This is a genomic window from Paenibacillus tuaregi (assembly GCF_900086655.1).
GTDB classification, from domain to species: domain Bacteria; phylum Bacillota; class Bacilli; order Paenibacillales; family Paenibacillaceae; genus Fontibacillus; species Fontibacillus tuaregi.
In genome coordinates, this window is record NZ_LT575476.1 from 1,859,434 (window position 1) to 1,877,828 (window position 18,395).

Genomic DNA, 18,395 nt, shown 5'->3' on the forward strand with positions numbered 1-18,395 from the left:
GATGCCTAAAAATAATGAACTGAAGAAAATCCTGGTTATCGGCTCCGGCCCGATTGTCATCGGCCAGGCCGCGGAATTCGACTATGCTGGCACGCAGGCCTGTCAGGCTCTAAAGGAAGAGGGGGTAGAGGTTGTCCTGATCAACAGCAACCCTGCAACCATTATGACGGATACGAATATGGCGGATAAGGTGTACATCGAGCCGATCACCCTGGACTTCGTTACCCAAATCATCCGCCAGGAGCGTCCAGATGGACTGCTGCCAACCTTGGGCGGACAGACAGGTCTGAACATGGCGGTGGAGCTTGCCAAGGCAGGTGTGCTTGAGCGCGAGAATGTGAAGCTGCTTGGAACACAGCTCACCTCGATCGAGAAAGCGGAGGACCGTGATTTGTTCCGTGAGCTGATGCGCGAACTGGAGCAGCCGGTACCGGCCAGTACGATTATTACAACTGTGGAAGAATCGGTGCGTTTTGCCGAAGAGATCGGATATCCGGTCATCGTGCGCCCTGCGTATACCCTAGGAGGAACGGGCGGCGGTATATGTGCGGATGAAGAGGAATTGAGGGAGACCGTAGCGGCAGGTATCCGTTACAGCCCGATCGGACAATGCCTTATCGAGAAGAGCATTGCCGGCATGAAAGAAGTCGAATACGAAGTTATGCGTGACGCCAATGACAACTGTATCGTAGTCTGCAACATGGAGAACTTTGATCCGGTTGGCGTTCATACGGGAGACAGTATCGTAGTGGCTCCGAGCCAGACGCTGTCGGACCGCGAGTACCAGATGCTTCGCTCCGCATCGCTGAAGATTATCCGCGCCTTGAATATTGAAGGTGGATGTAACGTACAATTCGCTCTTGACCCTCAGAGCTATCAGTACTATGTCATCGAGGTAAATCCACGCGTAAGCCGCTCCTCTGCGCTGGCCTCCAAAGCAACCGGTTATCCGATTGCCAAGATGGCTGCCAAGATTGCGCTTGGATACACTCTGGATGAAATCGTCAACCCGGTAACCGGGCAGACCTATGCCTGCTTTGAGCCGACACTGGATTATATCGTGAGCAAAATCCCGCGTTGGCCGTTCGATAAATTTGTTAGTGCAAACCGCAAATTGGGAACCCAAATGAAAGCCACCGGTGAGGTTATGGCGATCGGGCGTACTTTTGAAGAATCGATTCATAAGGCTGTCCGCTCCCTGGAGATTGGGACTCACCGCCTGTTCTTGAAAGGGGCGGACCAGCTTACCCAAGAGGACCTTGACAGACGGCTGGTTCAACCTGACGATGAGCGTCTGTTCCTGGTTGCAGAGGCATTCCGCCGCGGTTATGAACTGCAGCAGATTCAAGACTTGACCAACATCGACTGGTGGTTCCTTGACAAGATTGAGCGGATTGTGGAGTTCGAGAAGAAGATTGCCTCGGAATCTGAGCTTACCCAAGAGACGCTGTACGAAGCCAAACGGATGGGCTTCACTGACCGGGCCATTGCTGAGCTTCGCAATCAGGCGTCCTTCAGTGAACATACAACCGAAGCAGATGTAAGAAGCCTGCGTCTTGCCCAGGGTCTTCGCCCGGTTTATAAAATGGTGGATACCTGCGCCGCAGAGTTCGAAGCAATTACACCATATTACTACTCCACATATGAGCAGGAGAACGAAGTGACTCCTTCTTCCAAGGAGAAGATCATCGTGCTTGGTTCCGGTCCGATCCGGATCGGCCAAGGGATTGAGTTCGACTACTCGACAGTACATGCGGTATGGGCGATTCAAAAAGCGGGTTATGAAGCGGTTATCATCAATAACAACCCGGAGACCGTTTCAACGGACTTTAACACATCGGACCGATTGTACTTTGAACCCTTGTTCTTCGAGGATGTTATGAACGTGATCGAAGAAGAGAAGCCGGTCGGGGTCATCGTACAGTTCGGAGGACAGACTGCAATTAACCTGGCTGCTCCACTGAAAGCCGCTGGGGTTAACATTCTGGGAACCAGCCTCGAGAGCATCGATGAGGCGGAAGACCGCAAGAAATTCGAAGCGCTTCTGTCCAGATTGGAAATCGCCCAGCCGAAAGGCAGCACGGTGACCTCCGTAAAAGAAGCGGTTGGAACAGCCCAGTCCCTTGGATATCCGGTACTGGTTCGTCCTTCCTATGTACTTGGGGGCCGTGCCATGGAGATTGTATATTCGGATGACGAGCTGCTTAGATACATGGAACAGGCGGTACAGATCAACCCGCAGCATCCGGTTCTGATTGACCGTTACATGCTCGGTATGGAAGTGGAAGTGGATGCGATTTGCGACGGGGAGACGGTATTGATTCCAGGCATTATGGAACATGTTGAGCGTGCCGGGGTTCACTCCGGAGACTCCATCGCCGTGTATCCTCCGCAGTATCTGTCCGATACTTTGAAAAATAAGATTGTGGATGTCACGATCAAAATCGCCAAAGAGCTGAAGACTGTCGGGCTTGTGAACATCCAGTTCGTTATTTACAAGGACGAAGTATATGTGATCGAGGTGAACCCTCGCTCTTCCCGGACTGTTCCGTTCCTAAGCAAGGTTACTAATATTCCGATGGCGAATGTGGCCACCCAGTGCATTCTGGGTACGAAGCTGAAGGATCTTGGTTATGTGGACGGCTTATGGCCGGAGAGCGACTATGTATCGGTGAAAGTGCCGGTATTCTCCTTCGCCAAGCTGCGCCGGGTTGAACCGACCCTCGGACCGGAAATGAAGTCCACCGGAGAAGTTATGGGACGGGATCAGCATTACGCCAAAGCGCTGTATAAAGGGCTAATCGGAGCAGGGATGAAAATTCCGACAACCGGTTCCATGATTGCCACCGTGTCAGACAAGGATAAGGAAGAGGCCACCCAGCTCTTCCGCGGTTTCAACAATCTGGGTTACAACATCATCGCAACAGGCGGTACGGCCCAAGCTTTGGAGGAAGCCGGCATTCATGTGACTACAGTTAACAAGCTGAGTGAAGGAACACCTAATATTCTTGATTTGATCCGCGGAGGTCAAGCCCACTTTGTTGTGAACACACTGACCAAAGGCAAGGAGCCGGAACGTGATGGCTTCAGAATCCGCCGTGAAGCGGTGGAGAACGGAATTGTATGTATGACTTCGCTTGATACGGTCCGGGCCCTTCTGACGATGCTTGAATCAATCAACTTCACTTCGCAGGCGATGCCTTCCGTGGCAGCGGCCAAATAACTCCCCAACCGCATCAGGAACAATGACTGATCTTAAGGAGGAGTAATAAGTGAAGCTTCAACATACTGCTGAAAAATTAATGGTGGCTCTGGATTATCCCTCTGCGGAGGATGCCAGGCTCCTGATTGACCGGCTACAGGGGATACCCTGTTATATAAAAGTAGGGATGCAGCTGTATTATACAGCTGGCCCTGATTTCGTCCGGGAGCTTAAAGCTAAGGGCTACAAGGTGTTTTTGGACTTGAAAATGCATGATATCCCCAATACGGTAAAAGGCGGCGCCAATAGTATTACCCGCCTGGGTGTGGATATGTTCAATGTTCACGCAGCCGGGGGCGTCACGATGATGACGGCTGCAAGGGAGGGAGCAGACGAGGCTCTGGCCAAGGATGCTTCCTTAACCTCCCCGCTAATCATAGCGGTGACCCAGCTGACCAGTACGGATCAGAGGACGCTAAATGAGGAAATCGGCATTCTTGGGACCGTAGAAGAAGCCGTAGTTCGTTATGCCAAGCGAACGTTTCAAGCCGGACTTGATGGCGTGGTAGCCTCTCCGTTAGAAGTGGAGGCGATTAAGATGGCGTGTGGTCCGGATTTCCGGACCGTCACACCTGGAATCCGCCCGGCTGGAAGTGCTGTAGGCGACCAGTCCCGCATCATGACGCCAGCCGAGGCCATCCGCTGTGGCACGGACTTCATTGTGGTAGGACGTCCGATCACCGCAAGTCCGGATCCAAGACGCGCAGCCGAGCAAATATTAGAGGAGATGACGACTTCGTGCTGAATAAACAAGAGATAGAATCCAAGATTGCAGAAAGCCTGCTTGATATAGGGGCCGTTGCCTTGCGTCCACATCAGCCTTTTACCTGGACATCCGGCATTAAATCCCCAATTTATTGTGATAACCGGCTGACTATGTCTTATCCCGAAGTCCGGGATTTGATTGCGGAGTCGTTCGCAACCCTGATCAGGGAGCAGTACCCGGATACGGATGTGATCGCCGGTACGGCAACCGCAGGCATTCCGCATGCCGCCTTCGTCTCGCAAAAACTGGGCCTGCCTATGGCCTATGTCCGCGACAAGGCCAAGGGCCATGGGAAAGAGAACCAGATTGAAGGTCTGATCTCTGAGGGACAGAAGGTCATTGTTATTGAAGATTTGATCTCCACTGGCGGAAGCTCCATCAAAGCCGCCCAGGCTGTTAAGGAAGCTGGAGCAGAGCCGCTGGCGGTGCTTGCGATCTTCAGCTACCAGCTGGACAAGGCGGTTCAAGGTTTTGATGAAGCCGGCATTCACGTGGAGTCCTTATCCAACTATTCAGCGCTCATTCGGGTGGCGGCTGCTAAGGGTACGATCCAGGAGCAGGATTTACAGCTGCTTCAGTCCTGGAGAGAGAACCCGGCCGCATTTGGCCAATAAATGACCTCGAAGGTTACAGTTTTTTTATAATCTATTAAATTGAATTATAGTAATCTATAACAGGCAGCCGATTCCGGCTGTCTTTTTCTATTTTCTGACCGGGTGCAAAAAAATAGGACGTTAAGGATAAACATATTGTAACTTTTTTACAAGGCAGATCGTTTATAATTCAGTTGGACTTGGAAGGATTTACATACATTAGGGTGGAGGAGAGCGTAATTCATGATGCGTTGGCTGCGCAAGCAACCTGCAGGCCAGAAACCGGAAGTTGAAAGTGAGCCCTCTTTCAATCCGAATCCCGATCCGGCCGCAAATAATAGAGATGTGAATGAGAGTATGAGAGATTTGGAAATTGCGGATACCCACCAATCCCTTCAGGCAGAGCTTGATGGGCCTGGGGCAGAAGCGAGATTGGACAGCGAAGCTTCCAAGGAGCACGAAATAATGGATGAAGGCATTGCCGGAGCAGGCTCTGAGAGCGCCCAGCTAACAGAACCTTCTGTAGAGGCCACCATGAATGCCTCATCAGCAGACTCCTTCGAAGAAGCTCCACCAGAAGGTCTTTCAGATGATGTCCCTGCATCAGCGGGTACTTTGGAAGAAGCCATAACGGAATCCCAGGCGGCAAGCCCTTTAGAGGGAGAACTGGTTGAGGTTCAAACATCAAATTCTTCAGAGGATGGTTTTGCAGATCCCGCTGCCCAAGTAGAGGAGATGGATGAACCGGGCAGTCAGGAGAAGATCGGTCTTATTTCGCCGAGTGAACCTATTCTTGAAGTTCGGGAAGTTCATCGTTCGTTCCCAGTTGGAGGCCAGTCTCTTCATGTACTGAAAGGAATCAACATGGAAGTGATGCCGGGCCAGCTGGTTATGTTGAAAGGAAGATCCGGGTCAGGCAAGACGACCTTGCTTAATATGCTGGGAGGCCTTGACCAGCCTTCTCAAGGTGAAATCTACTTCCGTGGTCAGAAGCTTCACACGCTTAGTGACAAGAAGCGGACTGTACTTAGAAGGGATCAGATCGGGTTTATTTTCCAGGCATATGCCCTTCTCCCGCTTCTATCCGCATATGAGAATGTGGAATTGTCCCTGCGCATGGCTTCGGTTCCCTCCCGGGAATGGAAAGAGAGAATTACCCACTGCTTGAATTTGGTCGGACTCGGCAAGCGGATGCATCACCGGCCGTTTGAGTTGTCCGGGGGAGAGCAGCAGCGGGTGGCTATCGCCAAGGCTATTGCGCACCGGCCTCATCTGCTGCTTGCGGACGAACCAACAGCGAATCTGGACTCGCAGATGGGGGCCCAGGTCATGGCTGTATTCAAAAATATTATCGAGACGGAGAATGTGACGATTTGTATGACGACACACGACCCTACAATCTTGGAGGTAGCAGACCATGTTTACGAAATGGTGGATGGCAGATTTGTCTAAGGGAAGGAGGAAGTGGGCACGCGGTGCTGGAGCAGCCGTCCTGTGTCTTTCGGTTATAACCGCTTCAGGATGCGGCCTTTTGCCGAAGGAGCAGGAGGAAGAGGTGCTGCCGAATATCCAAGCGCCGAAAATTTCCAAGAAACCGGAGTATGAGGTAACCTCAGGAACATTTGAGACGACCGTTCAGAGCAGCGGGCAGTTTCTAAGCCAACGGGAGGAGCCCGTGTACTTCACCTTGGGAGATACGCTGCAGCTTCATCTGAAAGAGCTGAACATCAAGCTTGGCGATAAAGTGAAAAAAGGGGCCGTGATTGCCACACTGGACACGGAAGATCTTCAGAAGAGTATCCGGGATAAGGAGCTTGATATCCGTTCTCAGGAAGTCACGATGAAGGAAGCCCTGCGTACCAAGGATGAGAAGGACCCGATTGAGTTTGAAACGAAGAAGCTTCAATTCGAGAAGGCCCGTCAGGAATTAGCAGATTTGAAAGAGCAGGTTTCACGGGCTGTACTCACAGCTCCTTTTACCGGAACAGTTACCTCAATCAATGTGGACAAGGGTGCTATGATTAAGTCTTATGACACGATTGCCGTGATTGCGGATACGTCGAATTTGGTGGTTGCGGCCAACATCCAGAAGGAAGATCTGGAGAAGCTGACTGTGGGTATGCCTGCCAAGGTGGATATTAACAAGGTGGGTGAGGTTAGCGGCAAGATCAAGGTGCTTCCTAAGGCTGATGCGCTTGAGAAGGCATCGGGCAACAATAACAATAACGGTGGCGGAGGCGGTAATAACGGCAACGGGGGCAATAACGGTAATGGGGGAACAACCCCGCCGAAGAAGCAGTCTCTTGAGGGGTATATGATCATCCAGCTCGACAAGTTTCCTAAGGGAGTTGAACGTGGAACCCAGCTTAGTGTCACGATTACAACTTCCAAGCGTGAGAATGTAACAGTCATTCCGATCTCGGCGTTGCGGACCACCGGTTCCCGGAATTATGTTCAGGTCGTCGAGGAGGATGGAAGCAAACGCGAGGTGGATGTTGAGGTCGGAGAGCAGCGATCTACGGATGTTGAGATTAAGAAGGGCCTCACACCTGGACAGAAAGTAGTGGGCCGCTAATGGGAATGCCGCTGGTTCGATTCTTATTCCGTAAAATGTGGAATACAAGGTGGCTGACATTGAGCACACTGATCGGACTTATTGTTGCCGTGTCGTTCACAGTCAGTATCCCGATGTATTCAGACGGTGCCCTTAAACGGGTTGTAGCCAAGACGCTTCAGGAGCAAAGCACCGGTCTTCCTGCGGGCTCCCTGCTCATGACCTATCAGGCTTCGGGCGGAGAGAAGACAGACCAAGCCGGGCTTAAGGCGGTTGACCAATACATAAGTCAGAATGTTCCCGCACAAATTGGCTTCCCGCATAAGGCCTATGTTAATACCCGCTCTATCCGCGGAACCGAGGTCGTTCCGGAAGATCCGAGCAAGGTGGATGCCAGCCGGACCCGTTCGATGACCTTATCTTCGATGAGCGGACTTAAAGATCAAATTGAAATTACCAAGGGCAACATGTATGGAGACAAACGGTCGGATGGCGTTGTCGAAGTTATGATGCTTGAAGAAGGAATGTACCAGAACGATCTTCACGTTGGGGATATTCTGGATTATCCGGTGTACAGCGGACTTGATATCACGCTGCGGGTCCAAATCGTGGGCTCCTTTAAACCGAAAAAGGAAACAGATCCTTATTGGGTTCAGGGCTTTGAGGGAATGGCCAACAATCTGTATACCAGCGAGTCTGTCTTTAATGACAGCCTTCTGAAGGAACAGAATATCCCACTTAATAATGCGACATGGTATTACGCTTTTGATCTAAGCGAAATTAAAACCAGTCAAATTACGGCATTGTCGAGTGTTCTGGACCGTCTCAACGTGGAACTGTATCAGAAGCTTAAGAATACGAAAGTTACAATCTCTTTCGGAGAGCTGCTGAACAGCTTCCGCACCCAAAGTCTGCAGCTTCAAACGATGCTGTTCACCCTGGCAGCGCCAATGATCGCGATGGTGTTCTATTATATCGTTATGAACGCCAGGCAGGCTCTGGATAAACAGCAGAGTGATATTGCAGTGCTGCGAAGCAGGGGGGCTTCCACCAAGCAGATCATTATGATCTATCTGCTGGAGAGCATCATTCTCGGTGTTGTTTCGATGATCGCCGGGCCGTTGCTTGGATGGTTTATGTCCAAATCGATCGGCTCAGCCAATGGCTTCCTGGAATTTGTCGACCGCAAATCCATTCCCGTCGGATTCAATTCGGATGCCCTGCTTCTAGGGGCGGGTGCGGTGATCATTGCTATCCTGTCCACTTTGATTCCAGCGATCACCTATGCAAGATCATCGATCGTCAATGCCAAGCGTAAGCAGGCCCGTTCCGACCGGCGTCCATTCTGGCAGCGGTGGTTCGTGGACGTTGTGCTGCTTGGAGTAGCAGGGTATGGATATTACTTGTTCAATGAGCGTCAAATGCTCACGTTCTCAACCGGATTAACTACGGATCAGCTTCAGGTTCAGCCGTTTCTGTTCTTCGTTCCGGCCATTGCCATATTTGCGATTGGACTTTTCTTCCTTCGCATTTTCCCATGGCTGCTTCGATTTATAGGTTGGATTGGCAAGAAGTGGCTGCCAGTTCCGTATTATCTGAGCCTTACCCAGTTGTCCCGCTCTTCATTGTCTTACTACCCGCTGATGATCCTGCTGGTACTGACCTTGGGACTCGGGGTATATAATGCATCGGCAGCGAGGACGATCGATCTGAATTCCACGGAACGTACCCTGTACAAATACGGAACAGATGTGGTTGTGGAGACCCAGTGGTCCGGCACACCTGAGATTACTCCTGGTAAGGGACCATCCGGGGGAGGACAACAGGGAGGCGGAGCCCCAGGAGGGGGCGGCGCTTCGGGACCTGGAGGCGGCGGAGGTTCTGGACAGCAGCAGAACAAGAACGCCAAAATCATCTATTCGGAGCCGCCTTTTGAAATCTTCAGGACCCTGCCTGGAGTGGAACATGCAGCAAGAGTGCTTCAGACCAAAGGAAATATCGTGGTCTCCGGCCAATCTGCCGGTCAAGGACAAATTATGGGCATAGACAATGTGGATTTCTCCAAGGTGGCGTGGTTCCGTAACGATCTGTTCCCGGCACATCCATTCAGATACTTAAACCTGCTTGGACAATATGAAGCGGCTGCCTTAATTCCATCGAGTCTTGCTGAGAAATACAAGCTCAAGCCTGGAGATACATTCACGGTGTCGATTAATGACCAGACGATCGATTTTGCGGTATACGGGATTATTCCTTACTGGCCAAATCTGTATCCAGATCAAACGCCATTTGTTGTTGCGAATCTGGACTATATCTATGACCAACTGCCGATGATGCCTTATGAAGTATGGTTGAAGATGAAGCCGGGAGCAAAGGTCGCTCCGATCTACAGCAAACTGGCTGAGAAGGATATTGAGGTTGCCAAGATCAAGGATGTAAGAACAGAGCTGGTGACGCAGAGCAAGCTGCCAACCCGGGGCGGGGTCTTCGGGATTCTAAGCATGGGCTTCCTGGTTTCTGTCATGGTTTCCTTGATTGGATATATTTTGTTCTGGTTCTTCAATCTGTCCGGACGGGTTGTCCAGTTCGGGATTCTAAGAGCCATGGGGTTATCCCGCAGACAGCTTACGATTATGCTGCTTGCGGAGCAGATTCTTACCGCCGGGCTTTCCATTGCGCTTGGAATTGGAATCGGCAAGCTCGTTGGGCGTTTGTATCTTCCTTTTCTTCAGACGGCAGAGAACGTCACATCCCAGGTGCCGCCATTTAGGATCGTCTTTGATTCCAAGGATACGCAGCAGCTGTACCTGGTTGTCGCAGTTATGCTCCTTATGGGGGCTGGACTGCTGCTGTGGCAGATTCGCAGACTTAAGGTACATCAGGCTGTGAAGCTTGGAGAGGAGAGATAAAGCGTGATTCACTGCGAGGGATTGGTCAAAATTTTTAAAACCAAGGATATCGAAGTCGTTGCGCTGCAGGGGCTGAACCTGACCGTCGAAGATGGCGAGATGATGGCGATTATCGGCAACAGCGGAAGCGGCAAGTCAACGCTCCTGAATATACTCGGAGGGTTGGATCACCCTTCTGCCGGTACGGTCACCGTGGGAGAATGGAACCTTCTGAAGGTGAACGACCGGGAACTGGTTGAGTACAAAAGAAATACAGTAGGGTTCATCTGGCAGAACAATGCGCGCAATCTACTGCCTTATCTTACGGCGCTCGAGAATGTGGAAATGCCGATGATGTTAAATGGCAAGGTGGATCGGGCATATGCCAAGCAGCTGCTGGAGTGGGTTGGTCTCAAGGACCGGATGCATAACCGCCTCCAGCAGCTGTCCGGTGGTGAGCAGCAGCGTGTGGCGATTGCGATAGGATTGTCCAATCGTCCCAAGCTGCTGCTTGCGGATGAACCTACCGGTTCGGTGGATACCCGGACTTCAGATCAGATTATGGATATATTCCGCCGGATCAATCGGGAGATTGGTCTTACCATAGTCATCGTTACCCATGATTTGACTTTGGCAAGCAAGGTGGACCGGGTCGTTGCGATTCGGGACGGACTCACGAGCACAGAGTTCGTGAAGAGGAATCCGGGGCTCGATTCGACAGAGGACGGATTTAATCGTCAAGGCGGGCTTCAGGAAGTGCATGAAGCGTTCGTTGTTGTGGACCGGGTAGGCAGACTGCAAGTTCCCAAAGAATATCTGGAGGCTCTCGGAATTGGGGGAAGAGCCAGCATGGAGTTCGATGGAGGAAAGATTGTAATCACACCACCCAAACCAATTAAGGAGGAAGAATCTTGAAAAACGGATTTAAGAAAACGTACAAAATCTTAGCGACAAGTCTTGCGGCGGTGATGCTGACGGGAATGATAGCGGGATGTTCAAGTGGGAGCAATACCGATAACGACAAGCCAAAGGTGCTTCGGATCGGCATGACTTATGGCGGCGGAGGTAACGACCAATATTTCAGACAGCAGTTCACAGATGTGTACGAGTACACACATCCGAATGTGACAATTGAAATTGTGCCTGCGGTGAATTATGACCAAATGCGTTACTCCGAGAATCAGAACAACGAACAACCTGATGTGATCAAGAGCTTGAAGGGATTAATGACAGGCAGCAATCCGGTCGACGTCGTAGTTGCCGACACGAGTACGCTTAAGAGGTTAATTGATGAGAACATGCTTAAGCAGCTCGATCCAATGATTCAGGAAGATAAATTTGACACAAGCGATATGGTTCCATCGGTTATCGATGGCATTAAGCAAATTGGCAATAATAACATTTACGCATTTTCGCCAACTTTCTCTTCCTCAGCTCTCTTTTATAACAAAGATATCTTCAAAAAAGCCGGAGTTGAGATGCCTAAGGATGATATGACCTATGATGAGGTCTTTAACCTGGCCCGCCGTGTGGCTAAAGGCCAAGGCAAAGACCGGGTTTACGGATTCTCCTTCAACCGTTACAACGGATCGACGGCTTATGACGATCTAAGCAGATACAGTGATGCGCTTCAGCTCAAATATTTTGATGCTAAAGCTGAAAAGATGACTATGAATACCCCGCAATGGGAGAAGCTGCTCAGTACGATTGCCCAGCTGAGAAAAGATAAAATTCTGTTCGAGAGCCAGCAGAACAATCAGCAAAACCAGGTCTACAACCCGGTTGAATCGGATACCTTCATGTCCGGCAAAACAGCTATGGTTATCGGTGACGTCAATCTCGTTAACGAACTGAAAAGCCTCAGTGATGCTGCCAAAACGAACAAGAAGATTAAATCTTTTGATTGGGATGTAGTAACCGTGCCAACTCACCCAGAGAAGCCGGGTATAGGCGGGGATGTCTACCTCAGCAACACCATGGCGATTAATGCAACGGCTCCTAACCCTGAAACGGCATGGGATTTCATTAAATTCCTGAACGGTCCAGAGTGGGCGAAGATTAAGGCAAGAAGTACTACTTACGATATGGTGTCCCGTAAATCATTTATTAAGCCTTTGAACGGCATGAACTACAATGTGGCAGCCTTCTATAAGCTGAAGCCAGTACCGCCATTGAGCTCCAACGATGAGAAGCTGTATACCGATAAGCCAGGACTATACAGCGTCCGTTATGTGGGTCAGACGATCATCCAAGACGTTATTGACAACAAGAAGACACCGAAAGAGGCGCTTCAAGCATGGGAGACAAAGGGGAACCAAATGCTCCTGGAGATCAAAAAGAATCCAAAAACACAGTTCCAGCCTGATGGAACTCCGTATATCCCGCCAGCAGATGGAACCAAGGGTTAATTAACAAGTCAATATTTAATTCTATAACATTCTAATGAGAGAGGCTGTCCCAAGTCATGACAATGGCTTAAGGGCAGTCTCTTTTTGTATAAAAAGTCCAATTAAACAAATGATTAATTATTTTGTTATTAACTGTAACTATCGTGGATAGTGATCCGTACATCAAGTGAAGATCAGGGAAATATTGTATTTAGCTTAAGGAGGAAATGAAGTGAATTTTAGGCAAGGTAAAAGAAAAAAAGCAATTGTGGTATGTCTTACTCTTCTATTGTTAACATCACTCTTAGCTGCTTGTTCTGAAAATAAAGCGGCTGAAACGAAGGAGAACAAGGTGTTACGGATCGCGATGATGTATGGGGGATCGGAAGATTGGTTCAGACAAAAGTATGTGGATGCATTTGAATATACCCATCCTAATGTTACGGTCGAAGTTGTATCTGCGATGACAGTGAATCAGTTTACGGATCTGGAAGGTAGCTCATCTCAGACAACGGATGTTCTAGGGAATATGAAGAAACTCATAAAAGGCACCAATCCGCCGGATGTCGTCGTGATGGACACGGACTCGATGAAGAAACTGGCTGATACCAATATGCTTAAAGAGCTGGATCCTTTGATTCAGCAGGACAAGTTTGATACTTCGGATATTGTACCGGGTGTTCTTGAAGGGCTCAAACAAATTAGTGAAAAAGATACACTGTATGCCTTGTCTCCAACATTCCAGCCGGCAGCCCTATACTACAACAAAGGAATATTCCAGAAAGCCGGTGTGGAACTGCCCAGAGATGGTATGACCTATGATGAAGTCTTTGCATTGGCGCGGCGGGTTACGAGCGGCGAGGGGAAAGATCATATCACCGGAATAAGTCTTTCCCCCTTCGCAGCTACACCAACAACTAATATGAGGACTTATGCTGCACCTCTAGGACTCAAAATGTATGATGAAAAAGCCGAGAAGATGACCGTTAATACGCCTGGATGGGAAAAGGTATGGAATACATTGTCCAAGCTGCATAAAGATAAAATTATCGACGGTGGCTCTGGTGAAATAGAGGATGGAGCTATAATTGATATGAGAAATAGCGGGATTATGACTGGAAAGCTTGCAATGGAACTCGGCGGTATAAATAAAGTCCAGGAATTGATCGAATATAATAAAGCAGCCAAAACGAATAAGAAAATGACCCCGATTGAATGGGGGGTCGTAACTCCTCCGGTACACCCTGAGAAACCGGACATCGGAAGTGGTATATATATTGCTGATGCTATGGCGATTAGCAACAATGCTCCGAATCCGGACACGGCGTGGGAATTTATGAAGTATGTGAACAGTCCGGAGTGGGCGAAGGTAAAAGCAAAGTCTGTCAGCTATGAAATGGTCACACACAAATCCTTTATCAAACCGGTCGACGGAGAAAATTATAATGTGGAGGCCTTTTTGAAGCTGAAGCCAGCTCCTACCGCAAATGCGAATGAACAGGAGATTCTCTCCAAGAAGCCACAGCTGAACAGGGCGATATATATAGCCGCAACAGCAGCCTTCCAGGAAGTGGTGGATGGGAAGAAAACGGTCAAGGAGGGCTTGGCTGAGTGGGAGTCTAAGGGAAATGAAATGCTCAAATATTTGGAGAAGGACCCTATGGCCACCTTTACTCCAGATGGAACTCCGGTTCCTTCCAAGGCTGAGGGTAGCGGTACAGCCAAATAATACACTGAGCATGTCGTAGCTTCATCGTGTAGCGATCTTTCAGGCGTAAGCCTGGGAGGTCGTTTTGTTTTTGTGTAAAAAGGTTGAAATAACAAAAGGAGGGAATTATAAGGGGAGAAAAAAAGCTTTATTTGGACCAGAAATGGGCATAATAGGGCTAATTAAGAATAAAATCTACAGAAAGTGAGCGAATTGTATGCGCTGGGTCTATTTTAATAAATTATATCGAACGAAATTCCAGGCGGGCTGCCTGGCTAGAAGGCTGGAACATGACGGTTGGATCTATGGCTTGGATGACCTGAGCGAAATTGAAATTTTCCGATCCCGTCGGGGCAAATATGGGGTGAGATTCATCATCTGAAACAAGACTCTTGACTAAGGGCCTGGTTATGGGTTATATTATTAAATGTCGCTATTTACTGACGCGGGGTGGAGCAGCCCGGTAGCTCGTCGGGCTCATAACCCGAAGGCCGCAGGTTCAAATCCTGCCCCCGCAATACTTGTTAATTAAGGTAACAAGGGCCCTTAGCTCAGTTGGTTAGAGCGGTCGGCTCATAACCGATTGGTCGGGGGTTCAAGTCCCTCAGGGCCCATAATGTGAAGAACCCTTGCTGAGCAAGGGTTTTTTGCTGTTCAGAAGTTCATTGTACTGCTTGATTTTGCAGTGTGTCCTGCGTCAATCGGAGTATTGATTGAGGAACCTAGGCTAAGGCCCGAGCATAATTATATAAGAAGTACGATTTAGTTATGCGGGGGGTGTCGCCTGTTCGGACCAAGTCCATTTTTATGCTAGTTACGCTCAAATCTTACGTCAGTGCTTTTGGAGTTACTTATCATCGTTTTGTTAGCACAGAACTAGTAGAGGAGTGAAGTTAAAATGTCTTTTCTGCCGTTGCCTGGTTCACCTGCGGATTCGCTGCCTCCACCACCTTCTTATGCCCCGCCCATGCCATTTGGGCCATCTTACATTATCGATTGTTTAAACAATTTCGCTTATATATGGCTTTGGAATGGGGATAGCTTCTGGTATTACCCAACAAGGGTTGAGTATGGTGAAGTTTCAGGTTATCGTTGGAGTGGTCAGTTCTGGTTTTACTATGGGCTAGATCCTAGATTTATAAGATCCGTGTCATGCCCTCCGATACCTACCCTATACTGAAGTGAATTTCCTTGTTCGTGGACTGATTCAAGGGGGCCGTCTCCAAAGACGGTCCTTTATTTAGTTTAGGAGTTCCCTTACTTCATTTTATAAAAAAGCACAATTAATTATCCTGTTGACAGTCCCCCTCTAACCGATCTGGGCATATGCTATCCCATCAAGAAATTGGAGGGATCATATTGTACCGTAATAAACAACATTTAGCTTGGCACGAGACTTTGGAGATGCACGAACTAGTGGCTTTCCAGTCCAATCACCTAATGGGATTCAAGATGACATTACCGGGTGTGACTGACCCGCAGCTTCGTGCGCTCTACGAAGAGACGATAAGAAGCCTGGAGAAGAATCTGAAGGAACTGCTGCCTTACTTCTCGCAGGCACCTGTGGTTGGAACAAGAAGTATCCCTTCCGGAGACCTGACAGCTTTTCATGCGGCTCACTTGCTGCTGTTCGCCAAGACGGCCGTCCGCAATTATGCAATTGCCATTACGGAGACGGCAACTCCGCAGTTGCGGGAAACCTTCCAGAAGCAGCTGAATAACGCAATCAATCTGCACGGAAAAGTGTTCTATTTCATGCTCGAACGGAACCTGTATCCAGCTTATAATCTGGATCAGCTTCTTGCTGACGATGTAAAAAACGCCAAGAAAGCGATGCAACTATAACAGGATTAATATAGATAAGGAAGCACTCAGCATGACTTATAGAGTATTGACAATCCTCCTGCCGCCCATTAGGCGCGGTGGGGGATAGTCGCTTGTATGAGGCCGGATGAGCTTTTTAAGAGGCTGCGTATTTTGCGAATAAGAAGCCCAATTTAGTCCTCATGATGGCTCACTCTTATGACATACATAGAAAACGTATATACATTACCGGAACGCCCTTACGATGCAGATGTACCGAGCATACATTACCTTGTACCTGAGACGAGAGGAGGGAACAACATGAGCGAATGCCAAGAAAATCGTCCTGTTAACAATGTGTTTACTTCTACTGGTGTGATTTTAGTTCTGTTCATTCTGCTGGTTATTATCAGCCGTACTTTCGTCTAAAGCATAAGACAGTGCACATTCCAAGTGCCCCAAAAACCATCATTTACCTACAAGGCGGGCTTCCGGGCTCGTCTTTGTTATTCTGAAGTTAGAGGTTGTTGATCGGAATAAATATGGTATAGTTGAAATAGAAAATATATCCATATACAAGCGAAAAAATCCATTTTGACGGTCCGCCGATTTCGTTCTATGAACAACTTGTGGTGACAGCAGATTCCCGGTTACTAGTTTTGGGTAAAGATATTGTACTTTTGACGCGAATGCTTCATCCAAGTTGGGGGGCTATACAAATGGAAGATTTCATACCTGAGATCCATGTTAAATTCGATTGCCAGGTTTGCCAGCACGAGATTGCAGTCCGGTTTAGAAGCCAACAGGTCGAAGCTGTTCGCTGTCCTGGATGCAGCAAAGTGTATTCTCTACTGAAACCTACAATTGGGGAAGAGATCCTGCTGGATTGGGAGAGAGAGGCTCTGTATCAGAAGATCAAAGCAGAAAAGACCAAGCAGGACAACAGCAGCCTAGTGGCGCTTATGGTCAAGGTGGCGGAACTATTAACATGGCGGGATAGCGGAAATGGCAAGATTAAAGCGATTGAAGCTCTGCGCCAGTGGTGTATAGAGAACGAGGAACCGGCTGTATTAGAGGAGCTTAGGCTGCTGTATGGCCGGGGAAGAGTGGATCGAATTCCTCCGAGATGAAGTACGGGATGAATAAATTGCGCGCACTTCACACAGTATATTAGTGTCTTTCAAACCACTTAAAGGGAGTGTTAGGCATGCGTGAAGGTTTGATTCCAACCGTACTGGGCGCTGTTGTCTCGGCTTCAGCCGCTTCCCTGCTGGGAACGAGGTACAAGCTGGCGGCAACCGGAGCATTGGGCTTTGGACTGGCACATATTGTACTTGGAGCCATCGATCTGATCGAGCACCGATAAGCAGTTTGAAGGATACCGGGAAGAGTGACTCTTCCCGGTTTTGTCATGTTAAGGTGGCTTACATATAAGCTCCTAGAACCTCCTCCACGTCCTGAAGCCGGATGACCAGCTGATCTACCTCATCCACCTGATGGCGTCTATAAATTTGCGGGAGATTAACCCCGATGATGTGGTCCTCTGAGTCCAGAACAGTAATGTCTTCCAGAAGAACGGTAATTCCGGACGCATCGCCAAACTCCTCGAGTTCAAAGTGCTCCCAAGGGGGAGCAACCTTCAAATACAGCATGCTTGACCAGTCCCTCTCTGCCGGGCTTAGCTTGACAAGCAGCAGCGAGGGAGCCTCAGCATACACATTGTACTCGGAAATAATTCCTATTTTGGCCATGATTTGCTCACTCCTTTGTCCAGCTGGGCATACAGCTGGTTTAAAATTCGCCTGGTCTCCTTGGAAGGAGCCGCCGGTGGTGGGCCGCCTGGCGCGTACTCTCCGATACTGTCAGCTTCATTCAGCTGCTGCATATAACGGGTGCTTTCCTTCGTGGTGACCTGGTTAAGAATCCGGTTCTGAATCTGCAGCAGGCGGTTATACGCAAGTTCATAAGGCAGAGAGAATTCCGAGGCAATAATATCCACGGATTCCTTCTGGCTCTCCGAAAGGGGCAGTTCCTTGATCATGAAAAATGGAGCCGCCGCATACTGGAGAAATCGCTCTGCTTCCATCTCCTGATGCTGCAGGAACAATTCCGGCATATGCTTCTGATTACCCGCATGCCTGAGAACATGACACAGCTCGTGGAAGAAGACAACACGTCTGACCCGGGCATCCATCCGTTTGGGCAGAAATATAACATCATTCTGATTACAGCTGAAGGGTGGTCCTTCATATTCCACAAGATCCACCGCAAAAGCGGCACAGATCTCCTCAATATTCAAATCCGCAGGGTGATGAATTCCATGTTCTATGTACCTGGAGCTGATCCAGTCCTCGAGCTCGGTCTCACAATAAAGGGATAAATCCATAACAGATTCCTCCAGTTATAAGAATGTATGTTCGTATATTTAGTGAAA

At 49.1% G+C, this 18,395-nt stretch carries 15 protein-coding genes and 2 tRNA genes; 15 read left to right on the forward strand and 2 right to left on the reverse strand.

Annotation, left to right across the window (positions count from 1 at the left end; all coding sequences use genetic code 11):
* Window position 1: 1 nt before the first annotated feature.
* The 15 genes from carB to BN6628_RS08405 all read left to right on the forward strand — a co-directional run bounded on the left by carB (window position 2) and on the right by BN6628_RS08405 (window position 17,327).
* A complete protein-coding gene (gene carB, locus BN6628_RS08340) occupies window positions 2-3,223 on the forward strand; it encodes a carbamoyl-phosphate synthase large subunit (protein ID WP_068616414.1) in 3,222 nt (1,073 codons plus the stop codon).
* 49 nt (window positions 3,224-3,272) lie between these two features.
* Window positions 3,273-4,007 carry an orotidine-5'-phosphate decarboxylase gene (gene pyrF / locus BN6628_RS08345; protein WP_262363150.1) on the forward strand — a complete coding sequence of 245 codons (735 nt, stop codon included), beginning with the start codon at window positions 3,273-3,275 and terminating at the stop codon, window positions 4,005-4,007.
* Window positions 4,001-4,642, forward strand: a complete 642-nt coding sequence (gene pyrE / locus BN6628_RS08350; RefSeq protein ID WP_068616416.1) for an orotate phosphoribosyltransferase — start codon at window positions 4,001-4,003, stop codon at window positions 4,640-4,642. Before pyrF ends, pyrE begins: the two co-directional genes overlap by 7 nt.
* A 714-nt stretch (window positions 4,643-5,356) precedes the next feature.
* Entirely contained in the window at window positions 5,357-6,073 is a 717-nt protein-coding gene (locus BN6628_RS08355; protein WP_068622109.1) for an ABC transporter ATP-binding protein, read from the forward strand.
* On the forward strand, window positions 6,039-7,196 hold the full coding sequence (locus tag BN6628_RS08360; protein WP_068616418.1) for an efflux RND transporter periplasmic adaptor subunit: 1,158 nt from the start codon (window positions 6,039-6,041) through the stop codon (window positions 7,194-7,196). The genes BN6628_RS08355 and BN6628_RS08360 overlap by 35 nt, the downstream gene beginning before the upstream one ends.
* Window positions 7,196-10,084, forward strand: a complete 2,889-nt coding sequence (locus BN6628_RS08365) for an ABC transporter permease (RefSeq protein WP_068616419.1) — start codon at window positions 7,196-7,198, stop codon at window positions 10,082-10,084. The genes BN6628_RS08360 and BN6628_RS08365 overlap by 1 nt, the downstream gene beginning before the upstream one ends.
* Window positions 10,085-10,087: 3 nt before the next feature.
* Window positions 10,088-10,978, forward strand: a complete 891-nt coding sequence (locus BN6628_RS08370) for an ABC transporter ATP-binding protein (RefSeq protein ID WP_068616422.1) — start codon at window positions 10,088-10,090, stop codon at window positions 10,976-10,978.
* Window positions 10,975-12,471: an ABC transporter substrate-binding protein gene (locus BN6628_RS08375; protein ID WP_235847601.1), complete on the forward strand. Its 1,497-nt coding sequence runs from the start codon at window positions 10,975-10,977 to the stop codon at window positions 12,469-12,471. The genes BN6628_RS08370 and BN6628_RS08375 overlap by 4 nt, the downstream gene beginning before the upstream one ends.
* Before the next feature lie 211 nt (window positions 12,472-12,682).
* Complete coding sequence (locus BN6628_RS08380; protein ID WP_068616424.1) at window positions 12,683-14,179, forward strand: ABC transporter substrate-binding protein; 1,497 nt, start codon at window positions 12,683-12,685, stop codon at window positions 14,177-14,179.
* A 423-nt stretch (window positions 14,180-14,602) separates the two neighbouring features.
* A tRNA-Met gene (locus tag BN6628_RS08385) sits at window positions 14,603-14,676 on the forward strand.
* Between the two features lie 22 nt (window positions 14,677-14,698).
* A tRNA-Ile gene (locus tag BN6628_RS08390) sits at window positions 14,699-14,772 on the forward strand.
* Window positions 14,773-15,484: 712 nt separating this feature from the next.
* Window positions 15,485-16,003 (forward strand): spore coat protein, encoded by a 519-nt coding sequence (locus BN6628_RS08395; RefSeq protein WP_068616426.1) that lies wholly within the window; start codon window positions 15,485-15,487, stop codon window positions 16,001-16,003.
* A 279-nt stretch (window positions 16,004-16,282) separates the two neighbouring features.
* Entirely contained in the window at window positions 16,283-16,390 is a 108-nt protein-coding gene (locus BN6628_RS25585; RefSeq protein ID WP_082926842.1) for a sporulation protein YjcZ, read from the forward strand.
* A gap of 290 nt (window positions 16,391-16,680) precedes the next feature.
* On the forward strand, window positions 16,681-17,091 hold the full coding sequence (locus BN6628_RS08400; protein WP_068616428.1) for a hypothetical protein: 411 nt from the start codon (window positions 16,681-16,683) through the stop codon (window positions 17,089-17,091).
* A gap of 77 nt (window positions 17,092-17,168) precedes the next feature.
* The gene (locus tag BN6628_RS08405) at window positions 17,169-17,327 is read left to right on the forward strand and encodes an asparagine synthase (protein WP_068616430.1); all 159 of its coding nucleotides are present in this window, start codon (window positions 17,169-17,171) and stop codon (window positions 17,325-17,327) included.
* A gap of 58 nt (window positions 17,328-17,385) precedes the next feature.
* Here BN6628_RS08405 and BN6628_RS08410 read toward each other — a convergent pair whose 3' ends face one another.
* Together BN6628_RS08410 and BN6628_RS08415 are read right to left on the reverse strand one after the other, a co-directional pair.
* Window positions 17,386-17,712: a hypothetical protein gene (locus tag BN6628_RS08410; protein ID WP_082926843.1), complete on the reverse strand. Its 327-nt coding sequence runs from the start codon at window positions 17,710-17,712 to the stop codon at window positions 17,386-17,388.
* Window positions 17,700-18,347 (reverse strand): ImmA/IrrE family metallo-endopeptidase, encoded by a 648-nt coding sequence (locus BN6628_RS08415; RefSeq protein ID WP_068616431.1) that lies wholly within the window; start codon window positions 18,345-18,347, stop codon window positions 17,700-17,702. Before BN6628_RS08415 ends, BN6628_RS08410 begins: the two co-directional genes overlap by 13 nt.
* Between the last annotated feature and the right edge of the window lie 48 nt (window positions 18,348-18,395).

Excerpts from the sequence above, each read along its gene's own strand:
- BN6628_RS08365 (WP_068616419.1), top strand. The coding sequence starts at position 7,196 with ATGGGAATGCCGCTGGTTCGATTCTTATTCCGTAAAATGTGGAATACA.
- BN6628_RS08360 (WP_068616418.1), top strand. The coding sequence starts at position 6,039 with ATGTTTACGAAATGGTGGATGGCAGATTTGTCTAAGGGAAGGAGGAAG.
- BN6628_RS25585 (WP_082926842.1), top strand. The coding sequence starts at position 16,283 with ATGAGCGAATGCCAAGAAAATCGTCCTGTTAACAATGTGTTTACTTCT.
- BN6628_RS08400 (WP_068616428.1), top strand. The coding sequence starts at position 16,681 with ATGGAAGATTTCATACCTGAGATCCATGTTAAATTCGATTGCCAGGTT.
- BN6628_RS08410 (WP_082926843.1), bottom strand. The coding sequence starts at position 17,712 with ATGGCCAAAATAGGAATTATTTCCGAGTACAATGTGTATGCTGAGGCT.
- BN6628_RS08355 (WP_068622109.1), top strand. The coding sequence starts at position 5,357 with ATGGATGAACCGGGCAGTCAGGAGAAGATCGGTCTTATTTCGCCGAGT.
- BN6628_RS08415 (WP_068616431.1), bottom strand. The coding sequence starts at position 18,347 with ATGGATTTATCCCTTTATTGTGAGACCGAGCTCGAGGACTGGATCAGC.
- BN6628_RS08395 (WP_068616426.1), top strand. The coding sequence starts at position 15,485 with ATGCTATCCCATCAAGAAATTGGAGGGATCATATTGTACCGTAATAAA.
- BN6628_RS08405 (WP_068616430.1), top strand. The coding sequence starts at position 17,169 with ATGCGTGAAGGTTTGATTCCAACCGTACTGGGCGCTGTTGTCTCGGCT.
- carB (WP_068616414.1), top strand. The coding sequence starts at position 2 with ATGCCTAAAAATAATGAACTGAAGAAAATCCTGGTTATCGGCTCCGGC.